General features: G+C 61.3%; 16 protein-coding genes. 8 read left to right on the top strand and 8 right to left on the bottom strand.

Annotated features, from left to right (window positions below; genetic code table 11):
- Nucleotides 1–32 precede the first annotated feature (32 nt).
- From ACXJKO_RS06055 to ACXJKO_RS06040, 4 genes are all read left to right on the top strand, one after another.
- Complete coding sequence (locus ACXJKO_RS06055; RefSeq protein ID WP_457090187.1) at nt 33–5270, top strand: alpha-2-macroglobulin family protein; 5238 nt, start codon at nt 33–35, stop codon at nt 5268–5270.
- On the top strand, nt 5267–7378 hold the full coding sequence (gene pbpC / locus ACXJKO_RS06050) for a penicillin-binding protein 1C (RefSeq protein WP_457090186.1): 2112 nt from the start codon (nt 5267–5269) through the stop codon (nt 7376–7378). The genes ACXJKO_RS06055 and pbpC overlap by 4 nt, the downstream gene beginning before the upstream one ends.
- A 152-nt stretch (nt 7379–7530) precedes the next feature.
- Entirely contained in the window at nt 7531–8235 is a 705-nt protein-coding gene (locus ACXJKO_RS06045; RefSeq protein WP_457090185.1) for a response regulator transcription factor, read from the top strand.
- Nucleotides 8232–9821 carry a HAMP domain-containing sensor histidine kinase gene (locus tag ACXJKO_RS06040; RefSeq protein ID WP_457090184.1) on the top strand — a complete coding sequence of 530 codons (1590 nt, stop codon included), beginning with the start codon at nt 8232–8234 and terminating at the stop codon, nt 9819–9821. The genes ACXJKO_RS06045 and ACXJKO_RS06040 overlap by 4 nt, the downstream gene beginning before the upstream one ends.
- Nucleotides 9822–9837: 16 nt before the next feature.
- Here ACXJKO_RS06040 and ACXJKO_RS06035 read toward each other — a convergent pair whose 3' ends face one another.
- Complete coding sequence (locus ACXJKO_RS06035) at nt 9838–10428, bottom strand: IMPACT family protein (protein ID WP_457090183.1); 591 nt, start codon at nt 10426–10428, stop codon at nt 9838–9840.
- Between the two features lie 155 nt (nt 10429–10583).
- On the opposite strand from ACXJKO_RS06035, the gene pepT reads away from it, so the two are divergent.
- Nucleotides 10584–11819 carry a peptidase T gene (gene pepT, locus ACXJKO_RS06030; protein WP_457090182.1) on the top strand — a complete coding sequence of 412 codons (1236 nt, stop codon included), beginning with the start codon at nt 10584–10586 and terminating at the stop codon, nt 11817–11819.
- Nucleotides 11820–12054: 235 nt separating this feature from the next.
- Here the strand turns inward: pepT and ACXJKO_RS06025 are convergent, their stop codons facing one another.
- The 7 genes from ACXJKO_RS06025 to uxaC all read right to left on the bottom strand — a co-directional run bounded on the left by ACXJKO_RS06025 (nt 12055) and on the right by uxaC (nt 20319).
- The gene (locus tag ACXJKO_RS06025) at nt 12055–12879 is read right to left on the bottom strand and encodes an alpha/beta fold hydrolase (RefSeq protein ID WP_457090181.1); all 825 of its coding nucleotides are present in this window, start codon (nt 12877–12879) and stop codon (nt 12055–12057) included.
- Between the two features lie 432 nt (nt 12880–13311).
- Nucleotides 13312–14802 (bottom strand): mannitol dehydrogenase family protein, encoded by a 1491-nt coding sequence (locus ACXJKO_RS06020; RefSeq protein ID WP_457090180.1) that lies wholly within the window; start codon nt 14800–14802, stop codon nt 13312–13314.
- Between the two features lie 7 nt (nt 14803–14809).
- Complete coding sequence (locus tag ACXJKO_RS06015; RefSeq protein WP_457090179.1) at nt 14810–15652, bottom strand: ABC transporter permease; 843 nt, start codon at nt 15650–15652, stop codon at nt 14810–14812.
- 4 nt (nt 15653–15656) lie between these two features.
- The gene (locus ACXJKO_RS06010) at nt 15657–16565 is read right to left on the bottom strand and encodes an ABC transporter permease (protein ID WP_457090178.1); all 909 of its coding nucleotides are present in this window, start codon (nt 16563–16565) and stop codon (nt 15657–15659) included.
- Nucleotides 16565–17650 (bottom strand): ABC transporter ATP-binding protein, encoded by a 1086-nt coding sequence (locus ACXJKO_RS06005; protein ID WP_457090177.1) that lies wholly within the window; start codon nt 17648–17650, stop codon nt 16565–16567. Before ACXJKO_RS06005 ends, ACXJKO_RS06010 begins: the two co-directional genes overlap by 1 nt.
- 24 nt (nt 17651–17674) lie before the next feature.
- Entirely contained in the window at nt 17675–18865 is a 1191-nt protein-coding gene (locus ACXJKO_RS06000) for an ABC transporter substrate-binding protein (RefSeq protein ID WP_457090176.1), read from the bottom strand.
- Nucleotides 18866–18915: 50 nt separating this feature from the next.
- Nucleotides 18916–20319 carry a glucuronate isomerase gene (gene uxaC, locus ACXJKO_RS05995; RefSeq protein ID WP_457090175.1) on the bottom strand — a complete coding sequence of 468 codons (1404 nt, stop codon included), beginning with the start codon at nt 20317–20319 and terminating at the stop codon, nt 18916–18918.
- Between the two features lie 119 nt (nt 20320–20438).
- Here uxaC and ACXJKO_RS05990 point away from each other — a divergent pair, with 119 nt between their 5' ends.
- Genes ACXJKO_RS05990 through uxuA form a run of 3 tightly spaced genes read left to right on the top strand, consistent with a single transcriptional unit; the run spans nt 20439 to nt 23997 of the window.
- A complete protein-coding gene (locus ACXJKO_RS05990; RefSeq protein WP_457090174.1) occupies nt 20439–21167 on the top strand; it encodes a GntR family transcriptional regulator in 729 nt (242 codons plus the stop codon).
- Nucleotides 21168–21215: 48 nt separating this feature from the next.
- Nucleotides 21216–22748: a UxaA family hydrolase gene (locus ACXJKO_RS05985; protein WP_457090173.1), complete on the top strand. Its 1533-nt coding sequence runs from the start codon at nt 21216–21218 to the stop codon at nt 22746–22748.
- Between the two features lie 52 nt (nt 22749–22800).
- The gene (gene uxuA, locus ACXJKO_RS05980) at nt 22801–23997 is read left to right on the top strand and encodes a mannonate dehydratase (protein ID WP_457090172.1); all 1197 of its coding nucleotides are present in this window, start codon (nt 22801–22803) and stop codon (nt 23995–23997) included.
- Nucleotides 23998–24018 lie beyond the last annotated feature (21 nt).

The raw sequence follows: 24018 nt of genomic DNA, 5'->3' as shown, positions 1-24018 counted from the left end.
TTCGATCATAGAAACGATACGGGGATAGGCCCATGTTCCGTCAGCTGATGTCAGTCGCGCTGCTTTCCACAGTGTTGGCGATCCCCACCGGCGTTGTTGCCCAGAACGCAAAATCCTTTGTCCGTGACGATCTGGCGAGCCAATCGATCAGGCTGGAACAGGCTTTCAAGACGGAAAGCAGCGGCTCGATTGGTGGACGCAGCGCCCAGCAACTGCGCAAGGATGCTGAAGCCTATCTGTCTCAAGGTTTGGCTCAGAACGCCATGACGGCCTATTCGGCAGCTATCGCTGCGGAACCCGGCAATGAGGCGAACTGGCTGGGCTATGCCCGTGCCGCCGTTGCCGTCACGCCCAGCAATAATTGGCAGGAGCGCTACAAGCTCCAGGAGCGCCGCGCCACGGCCGCCTACATGGCCTACCAGAAAGCGAAAAGCGCCGCCGGTGAAGCGGCTGCCCTTGCCGTGCTCGGCGAGGCTTATGCGGCTCAGAAATCCTGGCGGCCTGCCCTCAACGCCTATGCCGCCAGCCTCAAGGCGAGAAACAATCCGGATATACGGATGACCTATGATGCTCTGCGGGAGGAGTATGGTTTTCGCGTTCTCAATTACAAAGTGGATTCGGATGCCGCCTCCCCGCGTGTTTGCTTCCAGTTCTCCGACCCTCTGGCCGCGAAGGTTGATTTTGCGCCGTATGTGACGGTGTCGGGCGCCAGCAATGCCGCTGTTTCCACCGACGGGTCACAGCTATGCGTGGACGGGCTGAAGCATAGCGAGCGCTACACCTTCCTCCTGCGCGAAGGCCTTCCTTCAGGCGTGGGAGAAAACCTGCTTCAAGCGGTCGAGAATGARATCTATGTCCGCGACCGCGCTGCACAGGTGCGCTTCACAGGCCGTAATTATGTGCTGCCGAGCACGGGCCAAGAGGGCGTCCCCGTCGTTTCCGTGAATACAGCGAAGGTGGATGTCCATATCTACCGCATCGGCGACCGAAGCCTTGCTCCGACCGTTCAATCCTACAATTTCCTCCAGCAGCTGGAATCCTATTCGGCGGCGAAAATCGGACGTGAGACCGGCTTCAAGGTCTGGAACGGCACCTTGGATACGAAGTCCGCTCTCAATCAAGAGACGATCACCGCGTTCCCCGTGATGGAAGCTGTGGGCAGGATGGAACCCGGCGTCTATGTGATGACGGCAAAGCCTTCCAACGGCGCTGCCAGCACCGATGAAAGCGATGAAGAGGATTACGCGAGCCTTGCGACGCAATGGTTCGTAGTGTCCGATCTCGGCCTCACCGCCTTCACAGGCAAAACGGGCGTGCAGGTTTTCGTGCGCTCGCTCGCCAGCGCCGTCCCTGTTGCGGATGTGGAAGTCCGCCTTGTCGCGAAGAACAACGAAATCCTCGCGACGAAGAAAACCGATGGCATGGGCGTCGTCACGTTCGATCCCGGCCTCGCACGCGGTGAAGGTGGTCTGGCGCCGGGCATTGCCGTGGCAAGTGTCGGCTCCGATTACGGTTTCCTGAATCTGGAGACCGCCGCTTTCGATCTCTCAGATCGGGGCGTCAAAGGCCGCTCGGTCGAGACCGCGGTCGATGCCTTTCTCTATACCGAGCGCGGAGTTTATCGAACCGGTGAGACGGTCCAGCTCTCCGCGCTTTTGCGCGACAGCCGTGGCACCGCCGTTCAGAACCTGCCTCTGACGCTCGTCGTGCGCAGACCCGACGGCGTCGAGTATCGCCGGGCTCAGGTCGAGGACCAGGGGCTTGGCGGACGGGCGTTCTCCATTCCCATTCTGCCGGGATCCCTGCGCGGCACTTGGCGCGTTGCCGCCTATACAGACCCCAAGGGCGCGCCGGTGGGGCAAGCGACATTCCTTGTCGAAGATTATGTGCCCGAGCGGCTCGAAGTGAATTTGACGCCTCAGGGAGAAGCCCTGCAATCCGGGCAGGAAGCCGCCATCGACGTTTCTGCTCGTTATCTTTATGGATCTCCCGGCTCGAGGCTGAATGTCTCGGGCGAAGTTGCGGTAGCCCAGTCTGAAAAGAGCGGCATCAAGGGCCTTGAAGATTTCGCCGTCGGCCTTGGAGATCAATCCGTCGAGGCATCGACCGCCGAGATCGAAGCCACCGCCATCACGGACGATCAGGGCCGCGTCCTCATGCAGGTCCCGATTCAGGAAGTCGCGGCCACGCGCCCAACGGAAGCGCGCATCACGTTGCGTGTTGCGGAGCCCGGCGGGCGGGCGGTGGAGCGCAGCGTGACGCTGCCGATCCTGCCCAGCGGCCCTGTGGTTGGCGTCAAGAAATTGTTCGGGGAACTCTCCGAAGGGGCCAATGCGAACTTCGATGTTGTGCTGGCCAAGCCTGACGGCCAACGCCTCGCATCACGAGGCGTGTCGTGGGCACTGTACAAGATCGAGCATCGCTATCAATGGTATCAGTCGAGCGGCACCTGGAGCTATGAGCCGGTGAAGAATCCTCGCCGGATCGCGGATGGCACGCTTGCCGTGACCGAAAATGCGCCGACCAAGATCAGAACACCCGTGGAATGGGGCACCTACCGTCTCGATGTCAGCGCTCCCGATTTGGGCGAAACCGCGCAGACCAGCGTGTCCTTCACGGTTGGATGGTCAGGCGATCAGACGGCTGAGACGCCGGACCTGCTGGAAATGAACCTCGACAAGGCCAGCTATGCCGACGGCGAGACGATGCGCCTACGCCTCAATCCCCGGTTCGCCGGCAAGGCGACTTTGGCCGTGGTCAGCGACCGCGTGCATGACATCCGCGTCGTCGATATCGCAGCCTCCGGTTCCGACATTGGCATTCCCGTCAAGGCTGAGTGGGGACCGGGAGCCTATGTCGTCGGGATGGTGCATCGCCCTCTCGATCAGACTGCAAAGCGTATGCCCGGGCGGGCGCTCGGCACGGCCTGGTTCGAGATCAACCGCGAGGCACGCTCGCTTAACGTCGCTCTCAACGCACCGAACAAGATCGCGCCTCGCACAAGCTTGAACCTGCCCATCAAAGTGTCAGGTCTCCAGCCCGGTGAGGAGGCCCGCATCACAGTTGCCGCCGTGGATGTCGGCATTCTCAACCTCACGCGCTATCAGGCACCTCAGCCCTTCGAATATTTCTTCGGCCAGAAGAGCCTCTCAATGGATATCCGCGATCTCTACGGGTACCTAATCGACGGAATGCAGGGCACCCGTGGAGCCATTCGGTCCGGCGGCGACACAACGGCCCCGGCGCTCAGCGATATCCCTCCGACGCAGGAGCCATTCGCCCGCTTCTCGGGCGTGGTGAAGGTGGAGCAGGACAGCTCGGCCAACATCACCTTCGATGTGCCGAGCTTCAATGGCACGGCGCGCATCATGGCCGTCGCCTGGACCAAGGATCGTGTCGGCAGCGCAAGTCAGGACGTCATCATTCGCGATCCTGTCGTGCTCGCTGGAACGCTGCCGCGCTTTCTCGCCATCGGCGATCAATCGCGCCTCTTCCTGCAGATCGACAATGTCGAGGGCCCGGCGGGAACCTACGAGGTCAGCCTCGATGTGAACGGACCTGTCACGGTTGCAGCTAGTTCATCCCATGCAAGCTTGAAGATCGACGCGAAAGCGAAGGGCAGCTTCACCGCACCGTTGACCGCGAAAGGCGTCGGCAACGCGGTGATCGACGTGTCATTAAAAGGCCCCAACATGGAGCCGATCACGCAGTCCTTTACGGTCGCGGTGCAGCCCGGCACGTCGTCCATGGCCTATCGCGTGGTCCGCCCCATCGATCCGGGAACCAGCCTCACACTCTCGAAAGATACCATGGCGAATATCCTGCAAAGCACCGGCGCCGCTTCGGTCTTCGTTTCGCCTCTTGCAGCCCTCGATGTGCCCGGCCTGCTGAAATCGCTCGACCGGTATCCTTATGGATGCACGGAGCAGACTGTCAGCCGCGCGCTGCCGCTCTTGTACGTCAACCGACTGGCGCGCGAGGAAAGGCTTTCTCTCGACGAGAATGCCGATGATCGCGTCCGTGGCGCCATCGAGCGGATCCTCGCGCGGCAGGGCTCTGATGGCTCGTTCGGCCTTTGGAGCGTCGGCGGCAGCGACCTGTGGCTCGATGCTTACGCAACGGATTTCCTCACGCGGGCTCGCGAGAACGGATTCGCTGTTCCGCAGCCTGCGCTGACCATCGCCCTCGACCGCTTGCGCAATTTCGTCGCCAACACGACCGATGTGGAGGAACAGGTCTCCGACATCGCCTACGCAGCTTACGTTCTGGCGCGCAACGGCAGGCCCGTTATGGGTGATCTGCGGTATCTGGCCGATACCAAGATCGAAGCCTTCACCTCCCCGCTCGCGCGGGCTCAACTTGCTGCCGCCTTGGCGCTGTTGGGTGATAGAGGCCGGGCCCAGACCGCGTTCGGCAACGCCGTGAAGGGTTTGCAGGCATCGAATGACGATGGCCGTTACCGGCACGATTACGGCTCGCGGCTTCGCGATGGTGCGGGCCTTCTCGCTCTCGCATCCGAGACCGACAACACCGCCGCCGTTCTTCGCCCCGTGGCCAGCATCATCGCTCAGGAGCGAGGAGACCGGCGCACGAGCACGCAGGAAGAAGCCTGGCTCATCCTGGCGTCTCAAGCCGTCAGCCGCGATGCAGGCGCGATGCGCCTGAACGTGGATGGCACCAACCACCAGGGAGCCTTCTACGGAACCTATCGCGACACGGCGCTGGCTTCCCATCCGGTCAAGATCGTCAACAGCGGCCGCGATATCGTGCAGGCGGTGATCACAGTCACGGGCAATCCCATCGATCCCGAACCGGCCATCGCACATGGCTATGCCATCGAGCGCAGCTATCACAAGTTGGACGGCACTCCCGTTCAGCCTGACAAGGTGCGCCAGAACGACAGGCTCGTGGTTGTGCTCAAGGTAACCGAGCCGGAGGCGAAGCAAGCGCGTCTGCTTCTCGTCGATCGCATTCCGGCCGGTTTCGAGATCGACAATCCCAACCTCGTTGACAGCAACACTACGGCCAATCTCAGCTGGCTGGGCACCAACCCCGAACCGGCCCATACCGAGTATCGGGATGATCGGCTTGTCGCTGCATTCGATCGGGATTCAAATCAGCCCGCCACATTCAGCGTCGCCTATATGGTCCGGGTCGTTTCGCCCGGTCGCTATGTTCATCCGGCAGCCCATGTGGAGGATATGTATCGCCCTGAACGCTATGGGCGAACGGGGTATGGAACGGTCGAGGTTCTGACGGCGCAGCCATGACACGGGGGAAGGATGAAAAAGCGCATCTCTGGGTAAGGCGCCGCCACGTTGCGGCGGCGCTCCTTGCCTGCGCTTTCATTCTGCCCGCAACCGCCCTCTGGCACTATACGGAAACGCTCGGCCCGCTCGATCTGACGATGTCGGAGCAGCGTTCGACCCTTGTGCTCGATCGCAATGGTCATCTCCTTCGCCCCTTCGCAACCGCCGAGGGACGATGGAAGCTGCCCGTCGAGCCCGGCGATGTCGATCCGCGCTATATCGCCATGCTGGAGGCATACGAAGATACTCGCTTCGAAAGCCATTTCGGCGTCGATGCCATCGCAATGGCGCGCGCCGCCACGCAATTCATCCGCAACGGTCGCGTGGTATCCGGCGGCTCGACACTCACGATGCAGGTTGCGCGCCTGTTAGAACCGAGACACGAACGCACATGGCAGGCTAAGCTCCGTCAGGCCATCCGCGCCGTGCAATTGGAACGACGCTTCTCCAAGCAGGAGATCCTGCGCCTTTATCTCACTCTCGCACCCTTCGGCGGCAATCTCGAAGGTGTGCGAGCCGCAAGCCTGTCGTATTTCGGACGGGAGCCGAAGCGTCTCTCGTTTGCGGAAGCCGCCTTGCTCGTATCACTTCCGCAATCTCCCGAAATCCGCCGTCCTGATCGCTTCCCTGACCCGGCCAGGAAGGCCCGCAATCGCGTGCTCGACCGCGCCCATGAGCGCGGCCTCTTGACGAATGCGGAAGTGGAGATGGCGAGGGCCGAGCGCATGCCGAAAGTCCGTGAGCTGTTTCCCATGCTGGCGGCTCACGCATCGCAGTCCGCCGTCGCAGAGCGGCCCAGGGAAACGACGCATCGGCTGACGATCGATGCGCGCCTTCAGGCCAATATGGAAGCCTTGGCCGCAGAACGAGTCGCTCAGATCGACCGCAGGCTCTCAGCCGCTATTCTCGTCATCGACAACAAGACAGGGGAAGTGCTGGCCCATGTGGGCAGCCCGGCCTTTCTCGGCCAGGAAAGGGCCGGGGCCATCGACATGACGACGGCCCTGCGTTCGCCCGGCTCCGCCCTGAAACCCTTCATCTATGCACTCGCCTTTGAGAGCGGCCTTGCGCATCCTGAAACATTGCTGGACGACAGACCCTCCCGCTATGGAATCTATCAGCCCGAGAATTTCGATCTCGCGTTCCAGGGCACGATCACGGCCCGCAAGGCCCTGCAACTCTCGCTCAATTTGCCAGCGGTCGAGTTATTGAACGAACTCGGACCATCGCGACTTCTGGCACGGTTGAAGCAGGCCGATATTCCTGTCGCGCTGCCCAAGGATGCAGCCCCCGGTTTGGCCATCGGGCTCGGCGGGCTCGGCATCACACTGACCGATCTGACACGGCTCTACGTCGGGCTTTCCCGTGGCGGTGAGATTCCGTCTCTTGTCAGACGCATAGGGGAAGGCGGCAACTCATCACCGAGCACACGCATCGTCGATCCCGTGGCCGCCTGGTATGTGTTCGACATCCTGCGCGGCGCACCGCCGCCGGATCATGCGCTCGGCGGCCAGATCGCCTTCAAGACAGGTACATCCTACGGCTACCGTGATGCCTGGGCGGTCGGCTATGATCAGCGGCACACCATCGGCGTTTGGGTTGGACGCCCCGACGGCACGGCCGTGCCCGGCCTCATCGGTCGCGCCATTGCGGCGCCGATCCTGTTCGACGCCTATGGGCGCTTAGGCGCCGAACCGAAGCCCCTGCCCGTTCCACCCTTCACGCTTCAGGCAACGACAGCCAGTCTGCCGCCGCCCTTGCGGCACATTCGCCGCGATATCCCCAAGACGATTCTGTCGACGGTGCAGGCACCCCTCAAGATCGCTTTCCCGCTCGACGGATCACGTCTCGATCTTGGCCTCTCCATGCCCTCGGAAGACAAGGCTCCGCTCGCGCTCAAGGCGTCTGGCGGCGTGCCGCCGCTCACATGGATGGTCGATGGAGCGCCGGTCGAAACAGGCTCCCTTCGACGCGAATCGTCCTGGATTCCGGAGGGCRCAGGCTTCGTCCGCCTCTCGGTGATCGATGCCAAAGGGTCCACCGACAGCGTGGTCGTGCGGGTGGAATAAGCACTTACGGCTCTGCACAAAATCTGCAGAAGAATCCTCAAATCCTGCGCGAGGCGTCTGACCTTTCTGCAAAGTCCGCTGGCAGCTTGGCGGCATGAACTCATCCAAGCCCTCCCGGAGCCCACTGCCTACCTGCCCTCAAAAAGATAGAAGTGGTGCACCGGATCCTTGTCGTCGATGACGACCCACATATCCGGGAGGTCATCTGCTTCGCCTTGGAGAAGGGCGGCATGACCACCACCGTCGCGAGGGATGGCCAGGAAGCGCTGAACCGCTTCCTGGACTTCTCTCCGGACCTGATCGTGCTCGACATCGGCATTCCGGAAATGGATGGGCTGGAAGTCTGCCGCCGGATCCGCAAGACCTCCGATGTGCCGATCCTGTTTCTCTCGGCGCGGGATGAGGAGATCGACCGCATCCTCGGCCTCGAAATCGGCGGCGACGATTATGTCACCAAGCCTTTCAGCCCGCGCGAATTGGTGGCCCGCATCAACGTCATCCTCCGGCGCATGGCGGCAAAGGCGGGTGGCGCGCCGATCGAGAGCAAGCTTCTGTCGCAGGGGCGTCTGTCGATGGACGTCTCACGCCATGCGGTGGAATTCGCCGGATCGCCCGTGTCGTTGACTGGCCTTGAATTCACGATCCTGAAAAACTTCGTCTCAAGGCCGAGCCTTGTGCTCACCCGCGAGCAGATCATGAATGCGGCCTACGACATTCAGATCTATGTCTCCGATAGGACCATTGACAGCCATATCCGCAACATCCGCGCGAAGTTCAATGCGGTCGGTTGCGGCAACATCATCGAAACGGTGCATGGCGTGGGATTCAGACTCGGCTCCTGCGAGTCCGCCGCATGACCAGAAACGTTCCGGCCAAGTGGCGGCCAACGCTTGGGATGATCGTCTTCATCGTCCTCGTGACCGTGCTGACGTTGCCGCTCGTGAGCCTTTTCTTCTTCCGGCTCTACGAGAACGAACTCGTGCGCCAGACCGAGGCCGAGCTGATTGCCCAGAGCGCCGCCCTTGCAGCGTCCTTCGCACATGAAGTGGAAACGACAGCCGACCCGGAGCTGGCTTTGGGTGCGCCGGTGGCTCCTGCTCCGTCCACCGGCGGAAACTTCGACCAGTCCCTCCAACCGTCGCTCGACTTGACGAGTGACGACGTACTCGGCCCCAGGCCGGAGGCCGCCCAGGCTCTGAGCCAGCCCGCTCCTCCAATGGTCGCCATCGGCCAGCGATTGCAGCCCATCGCGCTGAAGACACAATCGGTGACCCTTGCGGGTTTCAGATTGCTTGACGGGAACGGCGTTGTCATTGCGGGACGACAAGAACTCGGCCTGTCCCTGGCGCATATAGAGGAGGTCGCGCAGGCGCTCCAAGGCCGTTATAAGGCCGTCCTGCGCACACGCATCTCCAACGAGCCGCCTCCGCCGCTATACTCCTTAAGCCAGGGAACGCGCATTCGCGTCTTCGCCGCCATGCCTGTTGTCGTGCAAGGCCGTGTCGCGGGTGTGATCTATGCCTCCCGCACGCCCAACAACATCATCAAGCACATCTATGGCGAGCAGCGAAAGTTCATCCTCGCGGGCCTCATGGTTCTCGGCGCCACGATTATCATCGGCCTGGTTTTTTCCCGCGCCATCACCGGCCCCATCAACGCGCTTGTGTCTCGAACGCTCGAAGTCGGGCACGGAAACCGCAATGCCTTGCTGCCTCTCTCTCATCACGGAACCCGGGAAATAGCCTTGCTGTCCCAAAGCTTCATTGACATGGCGGAGCGGCTGCATGACCGCTCCGACTATATCGCGACCTTCGCCGCCCATGTCTCGCACGAATTGACGACACCGCTGACATCGATCCAGGGCGCCGCAGAGCTTTTGCGTGACGACGTGCACTCAGAATCCGCTTCCATGACGGATCCTGAACGCCTCCGCTTTCTGGATAACATCATCTCCGACACGACGCGGCTGACATTGATGCTCCACCGCCTGCGCGAACTGGCCCGTGCCGACAATCCGCAGATGAGCGGTACGGCCCTCCTCTCGGCAACGATTGTAGACCTCAAAAGCGCCTATCCGAGCTTGAATATACAGGTGTGCGAGCCACACGATTGCCGGATCGCCATATCGGCCGAGAACCTGTTCATCGTTCTCTCCCACCTCGCCGACAATTCCGTGCGCCATCACGCGAAATCTTTGCACATCTCTGCGCTCACATCCGATCATGAGGTCGTCGTCACCATCTGCGATGACGGTGAAGGGATCTCCGGGGCCAATAGGGACCGGATCTTCGACGCATTCTTCACGACACGCCGTGAAGCCGGCGGCACGGGCATGGGCCTCGGGATCGTCCAAGCGATGCTGCGCGCGCATGGAGGTTCGATCCAGCTTCTGTCACCGGAAAGCGGAGCAGGCTTTGAGATTCGTATGCCAAGGCTCGCTTGATCAAGGCGCCCCACTCTTACTTTGAGGGCAGCTTGATCTGCGCCCGCCCGCTCGTGACATCCGTGAGCATTTGGGTAACCTGCTGGGCGATTGCCTCGGGAAGCGCCGCTTTGATGATGGCGCCTGTTCCCGTAAAAGTCTCATCCTGGATCAGGACACCACCCACACCGGCAAGCCGTGCCTTTACCAGTGCGAGGTCGGAGAATACTGCAATGATGGTTGCTTCCTGAACGGCGGTTATCTCCACCAGAGGCATTGCGCGCAGACAGGCAGCCGCAGTCCCGCCATAGGCTCGGATCAGCCCCCCGCTTCCAAGAAGCACGCCACCGAACCAGCGGGTCACCACGACCGCGACGTTATCGAGTTGAAGGCGGTCGATGGCCTGCAGGATCGGCTTACCCGCCGTGCCGCTGGGCTCGCCGTCGTCGCTGAACCGGTAGGTCTGCCCCACCCGCCAGGCCCAGCAATTGTGGTTAGCGGTGGGATGGGAATGGGCCGCGATAAAAGCCTTTGCGGCAGGCTCTCCCGCGATGGGGCCGGCTGCGGCAACGAACCGGCTCTTCTTGATGACCTGCTCGAGGGTCTCAGTTCGTTCCAGCGTGAACATAGGCCCACATAAAGCCCAACTGCCCTCTCAGACAAGCCGGCAGGCGTCCGGTGGCCGGGGAGGCTCGTCCGGAAGGAACTTTATGGCACCCCATTCCCGAGAGGACTTTGGCCCGCTAAAAGTCATCGACCTTCTCTTTCAACCGGATCGTGCCCATGGCTACCAGCGTTACCGACCGTTTCCTCCGTTATGTCGTCATCGACACCCAATCCGATGCCGCATCTCCTACCCAGCCTTCGACCGAAAAGCAGAAGAACCTGGGGCGCCTGCTGGTCGAGGAGCTTCTTGAGATCGGCGTCTCCGACGCGCATCTCGACGAGCATGGCTATGTCTATGCGACCATTCCATCCAACTCGCCAAAGAACAACATTCCCGTCATCTGCATCTGTGCCCACATGGATACGGCGCCGGATTTCAGCGGCACCAACGTCAAGCCGCAGGTGATCAAGAACTACCAGGGCGGCGACATCCGGCTTCCCGGCGATTCCAGCCAGGTCATCAAGATTTCCGATCATCCCGTGCTGAAAGACCTAATTGGCAACGATATCGTCACGTCGGACGGCACCACGCTATTGGGTGCTGACGACAAGGCCGGCATCGCCGAAATCATGACGGCGGCGGAATTTCTGATCAGCAACCCGGAAATCCGGCACGGCACCATCCGCATCCTGTTCACCACGGACGAAGAGATCGGCCGCGGTGTCGACAAGGTGGACCTGCAAAAGCTCGGCGCCGATTTCGGTTACACGTTGGACGGCGAGACGGCTGGCACCATCGAGGACGAGACCTTCTCCGCCGATGCGGTCGAGATAGCCATCAAGGGCGTGGCGATCCATCCAGGCTTCGCCTACGGCAAGATGGAGAACGCCATCAGGATCGCCGGCGCCATCGTCGCTCGCCTGCCGAAGGATATGGCGCCCGAAACCACGAAGGGCCGTGACGGCTTCATTCATCCGACCGGCCTTTCCGGCGTAATGGAGAAGGCAAAGCTCAGCTTCATCATTCGAGACTTCACGGAAGAAGGCCTCAAGACCAAGGAAGCGTTGCTGGAGAAGATCACCAAGGAGGTGATGGAAAGCTATCCGGGTTCCAGCTACACCTTCACCGTGAAAGAGCAGTACCGCAACATGAAGGTCGTGCTCGACCGGCACCCCGAGATCGTCGAGTATGCGGTGGAAGCGATCAGCCGGGCCGGCATGGACCCGGTGCGCGGCAGCATTCGCGGCGGCACGGACGGTTCGCGCCTCTCGTTCATGGGATTRCCCTGCCCCAACATCTTCGCGGGCGGCCACGCCTTCCATTCCCCGCTGGAATTCGTCAGCAGCCAGGACATGGAAAAGGCAGTGAAGACCATCGTCGAACTCGCCAAGATCTGGGAAGAGCGCGCATAAGGCTCAGTGCTTCACGCAGGCTTGCGGAGCCTCTCGGTCCGCCCGAGAGGCTCTTGGCATAAAGAGGCCGAGAAGGTTTCACGCCGTGGCAGTTCCCTACGACCCCTCGCGGCGGAGTTGCGGGGCTCTACGACCTGACCAAGATCCGTGACCCGCCTGTGCCGTCGAGAAATTCCTCGCTCGCAGACAGCTGATTGTATGCGGTCATGGCGCCTTCTTCTTTTATGGCCCAGGCTCAGCCCTTGATGAATGCGAGAAGGTCCGCATTGGCGATGTCGGGATGGGTCGTGCAGAGGCCGTGCGGCAGCCCCTCATAAACTTTCAACGTTCCCTGCTTCAGCAACTTTACCGACAGAGGCGCCGAGTCGGCGAAAGGCACGATCTGATCGTCGTCGCCGTGCATCACGAGGACCGAAATGTCGATCTTCTTCAGGTCTTCCGTGAAGTCCGTTTCCGAGAAGGCCTTGATGCAGTCATAGTGCGCGTTGGTGCCGCCCATCATGCCCTGGCGCCACCAATTGTCGATGATGCCCTGTGAAACCTTTGCGCCAGAGCGATTGAAGCCGTAGAAAGGCCCAACCGGAATGTCGATGTAGAGCTGCGCCCGGTTGGCGGCCAGCGCCGTGCGGAAGCCGTCGAATACCTCGATCGGCAGACCACCCGGGTTTTTCTCCGACTTGACCATGACGGGTGGTACGGCGCCGATCAGCACGGCCTTCGCGGCGCGGCTGGTGCCATGCCGTCCCAGATAGCGCGTCACTTCACCGCCGCCGGTGGAATGGCCGATATGGATTGCATCCCTCAGGTCGAGCGCCTCGACAAGCTGCAACACATCGTCGGCATAGGTATCCATCTCGTGGCCGGCGGCGGTCTGTGTGGAGCGCCCATGTCCGCGACGGTCATGGGCGATGACTCGATAACCCTGATGAAGAAAGAACAGCATCTGGTTGTCCCAATCGTCCGCGCTCAACGGCCATCCGTGATGGAAGACGATGGGCTGTCCGGTGCCCCAATCCTTGTAGAAGATTTCCGTGCCGTCTTTCGTCGTGATGATACCCATCGTTTCTCTCCTTCAGTGGATTGGATGGCTCGATTGTGTAGATACGTCCTCAAGGCTTGAGAGAGCCCCGTAGCCGCAACCCAGATCGCCGATGTGAACAATTAAGCAGTGTTACAGGATACTAATGGCGCCGCCTGATCTTGGGCGCCGATCCGTTCAAGGCACAACCCATTGCCTCGCAGGCATAAGCATGAACGGGCAAACCGATTCCAGTACTCAGCAACTTCAATTTATGAAGACGCTGATGCGCCACCATCTCAAACAAGCGGCCTTTGATAAAGCGAAATAAAGTTGAAGCATCGCATGCCCATACTTCAATCTTATTCAACCCCGAGTGCCTTCGCTGCCACCAAACCACAGCGCTGCTATTTCTTAGGAAGGGGAATAAGTTCTACCCCATGCGAGAGGTCAATGGATGGTTGTAGGAAACCGTCAGATGTCGGTAGCGGGTATACTGAATTCAGCGACACTCTGCTTGGCGCCTTGGGCATACAGCTTCTTGAGTGCAACGGTCACAGGGCCCGTGAAGCGCGCGTCGCCGGGGAGGTCATCTCCAAAAATCTCTCGCACAGCAAATAATTCCCCGGCCAACCGTTCGGCATTCGCGCCCGCTCTCTGTGCCGCCTCCTGTAAGCGGGCCGCCATGGGATCTCGCACATCGATCGGCGCGCCCTTTTCATCGATCCCTGTCACGTAACGCATCCAGGCGGCGACGCCGAGGGCGAGACGGTTGATCGGCGCATCGACGCGAAGACGATCCCGGACCGTTCCGAGCAGGCGCTGAGGCAGCTTCTGCGATCCGTCCATGGCGATCTGCCAGGTGCGGTGCTTCAGGGCCGGATTCTTGAAGCGCTCGATGAGCGCGCGTTTGTATGGCGCGAGATTGGTGGCTACGGGCATGTGGAGTGTGGGCGTGACCTCTTCGTTCATGAGGCCCTCGATCAACCGCACGAAAGCCGGATCGGCTATGGTGTCGGCAACCGTCTCGTATCCTGAGAGGTAACCCAGATAGGCCAATGTCGAGTGGCTGCCGTTGAGCAGACGGAGCTTCATATGTTCATAGGGCTCGACATCCGACACGAACTCGGCGCCCGCCTCCTCCCAGGCCGGACGTCCTTGCGGGAAGYGATCTTCGATCACCCATTGAGTGAAGGGCTCCGTCACGACGGGCCATGCATCGGCGACGCCAAGGGCCCCGGTAATCCGCGTCCGATCCTCGTCGCTGGTTGCCGGCACGATCCGGTCCACCATAGTCGAGGGACAGGATACTTCGTCCGCAACGAACCGGCCCAACTCAGGAGAGATCAATTCGGCAAACCGAGTGAGCACCCGTTTGACCGTGCGACCGTTGGAAGGAAGGTTATCGCAGGTGAGAATCGTGAAGGGAGGAACGCCTGCATCACGCCGGCGGCGAAGCGCTTCGATAATGAATCCCGGAGCCGAGCGTGGAGCATGCAGATTCGCCAGATCGTGCACGATATCGGGATGAGCTTCGTTCAGCGTCCCAGTCGCCGGATCATGGCAATAACCTTTCTCGGTGACAGTAAGGCTCACGATACGGATTCCCGGATTGCTCATGACGGCGAGCAGATCGTCGATGGCGCGCGGCGCAACGATGACGCGGCTGATGGAGCCGATCACGCGCAGAGCCTCGCCCTCCTGTGAGCGCACCGACAAGGTATAGAGCCCATCCTGCGGCTCAAGAGCGTCGTAAGTATCTGCGCTGCGCAAGCTTGCGGCCACGATGCCCCATTTGGGATCGAGCACCATGACCTCGTCCGTGTAGACCGCCTGATGGGCACGGTGGAAGGCGCCGACGCCCAGGTGCACGATGCCTGTCCTCATCGCACGTCGGTCATAGCGGGGCCGCGCGATTCCTGCCGGTAGCCGGCCAAGCGTGCTCTCGTTCAGACGATCTGCCATCGTTTCCTCAATGCGCCGGCTGTTGCTTCGCGCGGGTGACGATCTGCGTCGGGTTGACGAAGCGCAGCGCGATGACAAGCCACACGAGGGTCGTGACCATGTAGACCACCGCCATGGCGTCGATGGATTGCACGGCGCGGACGCCCGCCGCGAACACCGCGTAGTAGAGAGCAACCACCAAGGTCTGGCTGGTCGGTCCGGCGACTAGGAATGTCAGTTCGAACATGGCGATGGTACGCACGAGCACCAGCAGGAGCGCCGCCAGGATCCCGGGCAGGAGCAGCGGCAGGAGCACATGAATGAAGAGCTTGAACGTGTTGGCGCCGAACACGCGCGCCGCCGCCTCGATCTTCGGATCGATCTGCTCGATGAACGGTATCATGACGAGGATCACGAAGGGAACCGTCGGCACGAGATTGGCCGCCACAACGCCCCAGAACGTTCCGGCGAGACCTGTCCGGTAAAGCACGGTAGCCAGTGGAATGCCGAAGGTGATGGGCGGAATCAACAGAGGCAGCAGGAATAGAAGAACGAGCAGGCGCTTGCCGGGAAAATCACGGCGAGCCAGCGCATAAGCGGCCGTGACGCCGAGAACGCCCGAGATGAGAACGACCGCACCGACGACCTGGAAGGTCACCATCAGCACGTCCCATAGTTGGAATTCGTTCCAGGCAGAAGAATACCAGCGCGTTGTCCAGCCGACCGGCAGCCATGTGCCGAGCCAGCGCGTGGCGAAGGAACTGGTAACCACGGTCCCGATCATCGCCAAAAGGTTCAGAACGAAGAATCCGACCAAAAACCAGATGGCCGCGGCCCAGAGTTTTGCGCCAAGTGTGGTATCGCGGATCATCGTTTTACCCTTTCGCGCCGGAAGCAGGGCCGCGATAGAACAGGCCACGTGCCGACAGCATCGCCACCACGATGGCAAGCTGTACGAAGCCCATGATCATCGCGACTGCGGAAGCCATGGAGTAATCATATTCTTCGAACGCCGCCTGATAGGCCGCAATCGAGATCACACGCGTCAGGCCTGCCGGCTCGCCTAGCAGAACCGCAGAGGGGAACACCGAGAAGGCCTGAACGAAGGACAAGCAGAAGGTGATGGCAAAGCCCGGCATGAGAAGCGGTAGGTAGATGTGCCGGAAACGCTGCCATGCGTTCGCGCCCAAGGTCGCGCCTGCCTGTTCCAGCGCCGGATCGATGCCCGTGACATAGGAGAGAGTGAGCAGGAAGGTGAAAGGGAAACCGGTAATCACGAGCGAGGCGAAGACGCCCCAGTAATTATGCACGAGCTTGAGCGGCTGAGAGATCAGGCCGAACGTCATGAGCGTGCGATTGAACCAGCCCTGCGGCCCGAGGTAGTTCAGCAATCCCTCTGCGACGAGAACCGTGCCAAGCGTGATCGGCAACACGAGGATCGTCGTGAGAAGGCGCTGACGGCGCAGGAGACGCACGCGAAACGCGATGGGAACCGCCAGGACGAGATTGAGCAACGTGGTCGGAATCGCGAGCCCCAGGGTCTTGCCGATCGTGTCGTAGAGGTACGGATCGGAGAAGAAGCGCTGGTAATTGGCAAGCCAGCCTCCGTTCTTCGGCTCGAAGGAGAGAAGAAAGCCGAAGGCGAAGGGATAGACGAAGAGCAGCAGGCTGAAGATGGCGGCGGGGATGACGAGAAGCGTCACCGCATCGAAGCCGCGGGCGGCAAGCCGCTGGCGCAGGCTCGGGCCGTGTTCGATGGGCGTTGCTGTGACAAGGGTGTCCATCAGTTCCTCCCCTGGATCGGCTCCGCGAAGACGAGAATGCGCTGATCGTCGGCACGCAGATGCACGGATGATCCTGGCTCCACAGGCAGATGCGAGCGGAACACAACATCGAGCCCGCTTGCGGTATGTGCCGTGCCGACAAATTCCCGTCCGCGATATTCGATGGTGTCGACAGTCACCGCCAGGGAGTTCGGGCCGGGCTCACCGAGTTCGAGATCATCGGAACGGATGGCCGCATAGGCACTGGAGCCGACAGACAATGTCTCCCGCGAGACGCCGCTGAGGCGCGATCCCTCAACGTCGATCACGGCACGGCCGCCCTCGATTGCCACCACTTTGCCGCGCAGCTTGTTGCGGAAGCCCATGAAGTCCGCCACGTCGAGATGGGAAGGCGCCTCATAAAGCTCCTTCGGCGATCCGACCTGACGCACGACACCATCGCGCAGAACGACGATGCGGTCGGCCAGCGACAGGGCCTCGTCCTGATCGTGCGTCACATAGATCGTGGTGGCACCCAGTTCGTTATGAATGCGCCTGATCTCGGCGCGCATTTCGAGACGCAGCTTCGCGTCGAGGTTCGACAACGGCTCGTCCATGAGCACGAGCGGCGGCTCGATGACGATGGCGCGGGCAATCGCCACGCGCTGCTGCTGGCCGCCGGAGAGCTGCCCCGGCAGCTTGTTTTCCTGGCCGTTGAGACGCACGAGGTTCAAGGCCTCCTCGACCTTGCGGTCGATTTCCGCCTTCGGCCGCCCGCGCATCTTGAGGCCGAAGCCGATATTCTGTCGCACGTTGAGGTGCGGGAACAGGGCGTAATTCTGGAACACCATGCCGAATCCGCGCTCCTCGGGACGCAAGGTGTCGACCCGGCTCTTGTCGAGCCAGATCGCGCCTCCGGTCACAGGCAGAAGGCCCGCGATGCAGTTCAACGTCGTCGATTTCCCGCAGCCCGATGGGCCGAGCAGCGCGATGAACTCGCGCCGCCGGATGGTGAGGGAGATATCGCGCAGGGCGTTGAGAGCCCCGAAGTCACGGCTGACACGATCGAGCCGGACTTCGTCGAATTGAGAAAGGGCAATGGTCATCGCGGGTCCTTCGCTTGCCTTGTCTTACTTGCGCTTCTGTGCGCCTACCTGCTCGTCCCACATGCGGAAGGCGACGACCATCTGCTCGGGCTGAAGCGGTAGTTCGATGGGGTTCTCGGCAATCCACTTCTCATATTCGGGACGACCGAATTCCTTGATGGCGGCCTGGCTTTCCGGCGGAGCCATGTCGAGCGTCACGCCCTTCACGGCCGGACCCGGATAGAAGTAGCCTTCATCGTAGGTGTAAGCCTGCTGCTCCTTGGTGAGCAGGAAGTTCATGAGGTCGATGAGGACAGCCACCTTCTCGTTCGACAATCCCTTGGGCACGCACATGTAATGAGCGTCCGCAACCCAGTGGAAGCCTTTGAGCGCTGCGACCTTCGCCTCCTTCGGCACGACACCGAGAACGCGCGGATTGATGTCCCAGCCGGTGGTCGACACGGTCATGTCGCGCGAGCCTTCGCCGAGTTCCTTCATCACCGCGCCGGTGCCCGACGGATAATACTCGACGTTCTGTCCAATCTCCTTGAGGAAGGCCCAGGTCTTGTCCCAGCCCTTCGCCGGATCCTGCGGATTGCTGTCGCCGAGGATATAAGGAAGCCCCATGATGAAGGTGCGGCCCGGACCGGAATTCGCGGGACGCGCATAGAGGAAGCGGCCTGGATTGGCCTTGGTGTAGGCGAGCAATTCCTCGGCCGTCGTCGGCACGGTCTTCACTTTGTCGGGCATGTATTCGAGCAGCGGGCCCGACGGATAATAGGTCACGACGACGCCCTGCCCCTTGGCAAGCGTCTGCATCTTGGCGGCGGGCGGAAGATAGATGTCATCGAGCTTCGGCAGGGAGCCTGCATGCTGCGGGATCATCTCCACCCAGAGCTTCTGGTCGATGCCGGCAGAAAGCGCATCCGTGCCGGTGAGAACGAGGTCGATATCGACTCGGCCCGCATCCTGCTGCGCCTTGATCTTGCCTGCGAGTTCAGGAGCCGGCGCTTTCGTGAAGGTGATGCGCGAGACGAGGTTCGGCTTCGCCTTGCGATAGTTTTCAATGGCCTTCTGGGTCAGGGCTAGGTTGCCTGCAACGTCGATGATGTTGAGCGTTACAGGGCTTGTCGGCAGCGGCAGCTGCTGGGCCAAGGCCCGTCCGCCAAGCGTTGCAATGCCCGCCGCGCCGGCGACACCGCCGACAAAAGTCCGTCTGGTGATCAGGTTCATCATGGTCTTCCTCCCGTTCTGTGCAGCATGGCCGTCGAGGGCCGTGCCCGTCTTCACAGCTTGTAAGCCTCTTTCGCGAGGCGATATGCGAGATCGTAAGCCACCTCGTGCGCCTCATCCTCATCGAGGCGATGAGTCGTCACGAGATTGGCGAGATAGGCGCAGTCCACCCGGCGGGCGACGTCGTGCCGTGCCGGAATGGACAGATAGGCCCGAGTGTCGTCGTTGAAGCCGACGGTGTTGTAGAAACCTGCCGTCTCCGTCGTATGTTCACGAAAGCGCCGCATGCCTTCCGGCGCATCGAAGAACCACCAGGCCGGGCCGAGCTTGAGAGCGGGATAGTGACCCGCGAGCGGCGCAAGCTCGCGCGAATAGCTCGTCTCATCCAGCGTGAAGAGGATGATTGTCAGGTCCGGCTCGTTGCCGAAACGGTCGAGCAGCGGCTTGAGCGCGCTCACATAATCCGTCTGGGAGGGAATGTCGGCCCCCATGTCGCGGCCGAAACGGGTGTAGATCTGGCTGTTGTGATTGCGCGATGAGCCCGGATGGATCTGCATGACCATACCGTCCTCGACGCTCATCGCCGCCATCTCGGTCAGCATCTGAGCGCGGAACAACTCGGCGTCGCCTGAGCTTATATCTCCCATTGAAACGCGGCGGAACAGGGATTCCGCATCGGCTTTGGACAGATCGGCTGTGCGCGCAGTCGGATGCCCATGATCGGTCGAGGTTGCGCCGTATTCACGGAAGAAGGCGCGCCGCCTGCGATGCGCCTCCAGATAGCCGCCCCAGGTGGAGGTGTCGCAGCCGGTGATCTCACCGAAGCGTACGAGATTCTCGCGAAACCCGTCGAAATCCGGATCGACGACAGGGTCGGGACGATAGGCCGTCACGACTCGGCCCTTCCAGCCCGATTGCCGGATCGTCTCATGATGTTTCAGAGGATCGAGCGGGCTTTCCGTCGTGGCAATCGCCTCGATTCGGAAGCGCTCGAAAAGAGCGCGCGGGCGAAACTCCGGCGTGCGCAAAGCTTCATCGATCCGGTCGTAATAAGCATCGGCGTTCTGCGCCGAGAGACGCTCCGTGAATCCGAAGAGCGTTGCGAAGGTATGGTCGAGCCATGCGCGCGTCGGCGTGCCACGGAAAAGATGGTACTGCGCCGCAAAGCGACGCCAGATCGCGCGCGGATCTTTCTCCACCGCGCCTCCATCCTTCGTCGGGATGCCGAGATCTTCAAGTCGCACGCCCTGGCTGTAGAGCATGCGGAAAATGTAGTGATCGGGGATAACGAAGAGAGCGGCGGGATCGGGAAAGGGCTCGTTCTCCGCGTACCAGCGCGGATCCGTGTGGCCATGCGGAGAGACGATGGGCAGATCCCGGATTTCAGCATACAGCCTGCGGGCCACGTCGCGGGCCGCAGGCTCTACAGGAAACAGCCGGTCCGGATGGATCAGCATAGCGCTCTCCCTTGGCGCCTGCCCTGCCTTGAATGGCAGGTTCTCAAGCACCGTTAGGTAAACTTTAGAGTGATCCGATCTCCTTTGCAATGGTCTACTAGTATGGTAGTGTGCCACTTATGACTAATAGACCGACCATCGCCAAGCTCGATACCGGCCGTGAACCCATGGCCCGCCAGGTCACGCGCGCCCTGCGCCAAGCCATCGTGACGATGCAGCTGGCGCCTGGGGAAATGCTGTCGGAACAAGACCTTGCCCAGCGATTCGGAGTCAGCCGCTCTCCGGTCCGGGAAGCCTTGATCAAGCTGAGCGAGGCGGGTCTCGTACGGGTTCTGCCGCAGCGGGGCACCCAGGTCGTGAAGATCTCGAAAACTGCGGTCGAGGACGGCCGCTTTATCCGCACCGCCGTGGAATCGGCCGTCGTGCGCGAGGCGGCCTTGAAAGCTACGCCTGTGATGATTGCTGAGCTGAACGCCAGCCTCACACGCCAGCGCCGTGTGCAGCGCTCCGCCTCCACGGAGGAGTTCCTCGCACTCGATGAGGAGTTCCATCGACTTCTCGCCGAGACTGCAGGACGCCCCTCAGCCTGGCGGATGATCGAGGACATCAAGCCTCAGATGGATCGGGTGCGGTTTCTCGATATGGCCAAGGCCCTTCCTCGACACGCGGTGCTTGCGCAGCACGTCGTCATCGTGGATGCGATCAAAGCTAAGGACCCTGTCGCCGCCGAACAGGCGATGAAGCAGCATTTGAGCGAGATCCTGCGTTCGCTACCGGAGCTCGCCGCACAACACCCTGATCTTTTCGAACCGGAGACGAATTCGCCTCCCGAAGCACTCAGCGCCTGAGCGCATCCGGTTCCTTTTACGAACCGGCGCGCCTGAAGGATGGAACCGATGTTGGACAAACCTGCCCTGTCGCCACGCAGCGTGCACCTGCACGAGAGCGACAAACTGGTTGTCGCCGTCGATCCTATCGTGCCCGGCTCCGTTCTTCATGGCATCACCGCCAAGGATCGTGTGCCACGCGGGCACAAGATGGCGATTGCGCCGATCGCCCAGGGCGAACCGATTCTCAAGTTTGGCCAGATCATCGGCTTTGCCGCAAAGCCGATCGAGCCGGGCGAGTGGCTGCACGAACATAATATGGAGATGCATGCCTTCGCGCGCGATTATCATTTTGCCGAGGATGCAAAGGCTGAAGAGATCCTGCCCGTCGAATTGCAGGCCACATTCCAGGGTTTCCGCCGTTCGAACGGCAAAGTCGGCACGCGCAATTATCTCGCGATCCTTACCAGCGTGAATTGCTCGGCTTCCGTTGCGCGCTTCATCGCACGCGAGGTCGAACGGTCAGGGCTGCTCGATGGTTATCCGAATATCGACGGCGTCATCCCCCTCGTCCACGGCACCGGCTGCGGCATGGATCAGAAGGGCGAAGGCGCGGAGATTCTCAAGCGCACGCAATGGGGCTATGCCTCCAATCCCAACATGGCGGGTGTGCTCATGGTGGGACTCGGCTGCGAAGTGTTCCAGATCGGTCGATGGAAGGAGCTCTACAATATCGAAGAGAGCGACACCTTCCGGTCGCTGACGATCCAGGATACGGGCGGCACGAAGAAATCCGTCGAGGCCGGCATCGCGGCGATCCGTGACATGCTGCCATTGGCGAACAAAGCACGGCGCGAGACGGTGCCTGCATCGGAGCTGATGCTGGCCCTACAATGTGGCGGATCGGATGGTTACTCAGGCATCACGGCCAATCCGGCACTGGGCGCAGCCGTCGACCTTCTGGTTCGCCATGGCGGAACGGCGATCCTCTCGGAGACACCGGAAATTTATGGCGCAGAGCATCTCCTCACCCGCCGCGCGGCGACGCGCGAGGTTGGCGAAAAGCTCGTCGGGCTGATCGATTGGTGGGAGGATTACACCATCCGCAATCGCGGCGAGATGAACAACAATCCCTCCCCCGGCAATAAGGCCGGCGGACTCACTACGATTCTCGAAAAGTCCCTAGGTGCTGCCGCCAAGGGCGGCAGCACGACCCTCCGGGGCGTGTATCGTTATGCAGAGCCGGTGACCGCGAAGGGCTTCGTGTTCATGGATACGCCCGGTTACGATCCGGTCTCGGCGACGGGGCAGGTGGCGGGCGGCGCGAATATCCTGTGCTTCACCACCGGTCGCGGTTCCGCCTATGGCTGCAAGCCGACGCCCTCGATCAAGCTTGCCACCAATAGCGAGATCTATCACCGCATGATCGATGACATGGACATCGATTGCGGCGACATCCTCGACGGCGTGTCGATCGCCGAAAAGGGCCAAGAAATTTTTGAGACGATTTTGAAGATTGCCTCCGGCGAGCGCTCAAAATCGGAAGAGCTCGGTTATGGCGACGCCGAATTCCTGCCCTGGCAGGTCGGTGCCGTGATGTAAGACTTCAACGAGAGCCGCCGCGAGATCGGCTCCATTCTGCGAGGAGACCCCCATGGAACAGGCCTGGCGCTGGTTCGGCCCTGACGATGCCGTCGAACTTCCCCATATTCGTCAGACCGGCGCGACGGGCATCGTGACGGCTCTCCACCACATCCCCTACGGCGTCATCTGGAGTGTCGGGGAGATCGAGAGCCGCAAGGCGCAGATCGCAGCAGATGCATCGCTCGGCCTCCGGTGGAGCGTTGTCGAAAGCCTGCCTATCCATGAGAGCATCAAGATCGGCGAAGGCGACCTGACGCCGCTCTTCGACAATTACCGCCAATCCCTGCGCAATCTCGCGCAATGCGGCGTCACCACCATATGCTACAACTTCATGCCGGTGGTGGACTGGACGCGCACGGAACTCGCGCAACCGCTGCCCGGCGGTGGCACGGCCCTGCGCTTCAACCTGCATGAATTCGCAGCCTTCGACTGCTTCATGCTCAAACGCCCGGGCGCCGAAGCGGACTTCTCGAGCGAAGTCCTGACACGCGCCAGGGAATGGTATGACCGCTCGACAGATACCGACCGGCGCAAACTCCTCGACAGCATCATGGCGGGCCTGCCCGGCGCCTATGACCGTTACGACATTCCGGGCCTGCGCGCGATGCTCGACCGGTATCGTGGCATCGACAAGGATGCTTTGCGAGCCAATCTCGCGCGCTTTCTACGTGAGGTGATCCCGACAGCGGAAGAGGTTGGGATCCGCATGTGCATTCATCCGGACGATCCGCCACGCTCGCTCATGGGTTTGCCGCGCATCGTCTCGAATGAAGAGGATATCGCCTTCATTCTCGACACCATCGATTCACCCGCCAATGGCCTGACGCTCTGCTGCGGCTCGCTGGGCGCCGGACCTGTGAATGATGTTCCCGGGATCGCCAAGCGGTTTGCGAACCGCATCTGGTTTGCGCATCTGCGCAACGTTGCCAAGGACCCCGATGGATCCTTCATGGAGGCTGACCATCTTGGAGGCGACACCGACATGGTCGCCATCGTCAGCATCCTGCTGGAAGAACAGAAGCGCCGGAAGGATGCAGGCGACACGCGCTGGCGCATTCCCTTCCGGCCGGACCATGGGCATGAACTGCTCGACGATGTGGGCAAGCCTACCCATCCGGGCTATCCGGCTATCGGCCGCCTGAAAGGCCTCGCTGAAATTCGCGGCGTCATGACGGCGGTTTCATCGCTTCGCGGATTGCCGGTATAAACTGCGGCAAGCGCGTAGTGA

The sequence above is a fragment of the Microvirga sp. P5_D2 genome (genome assembly GCF_054049475.1).
Note: the sequence above shows the minus strand (reverse complement) of the source record. Positions and strands in the feature narration are given on the sequence as shown.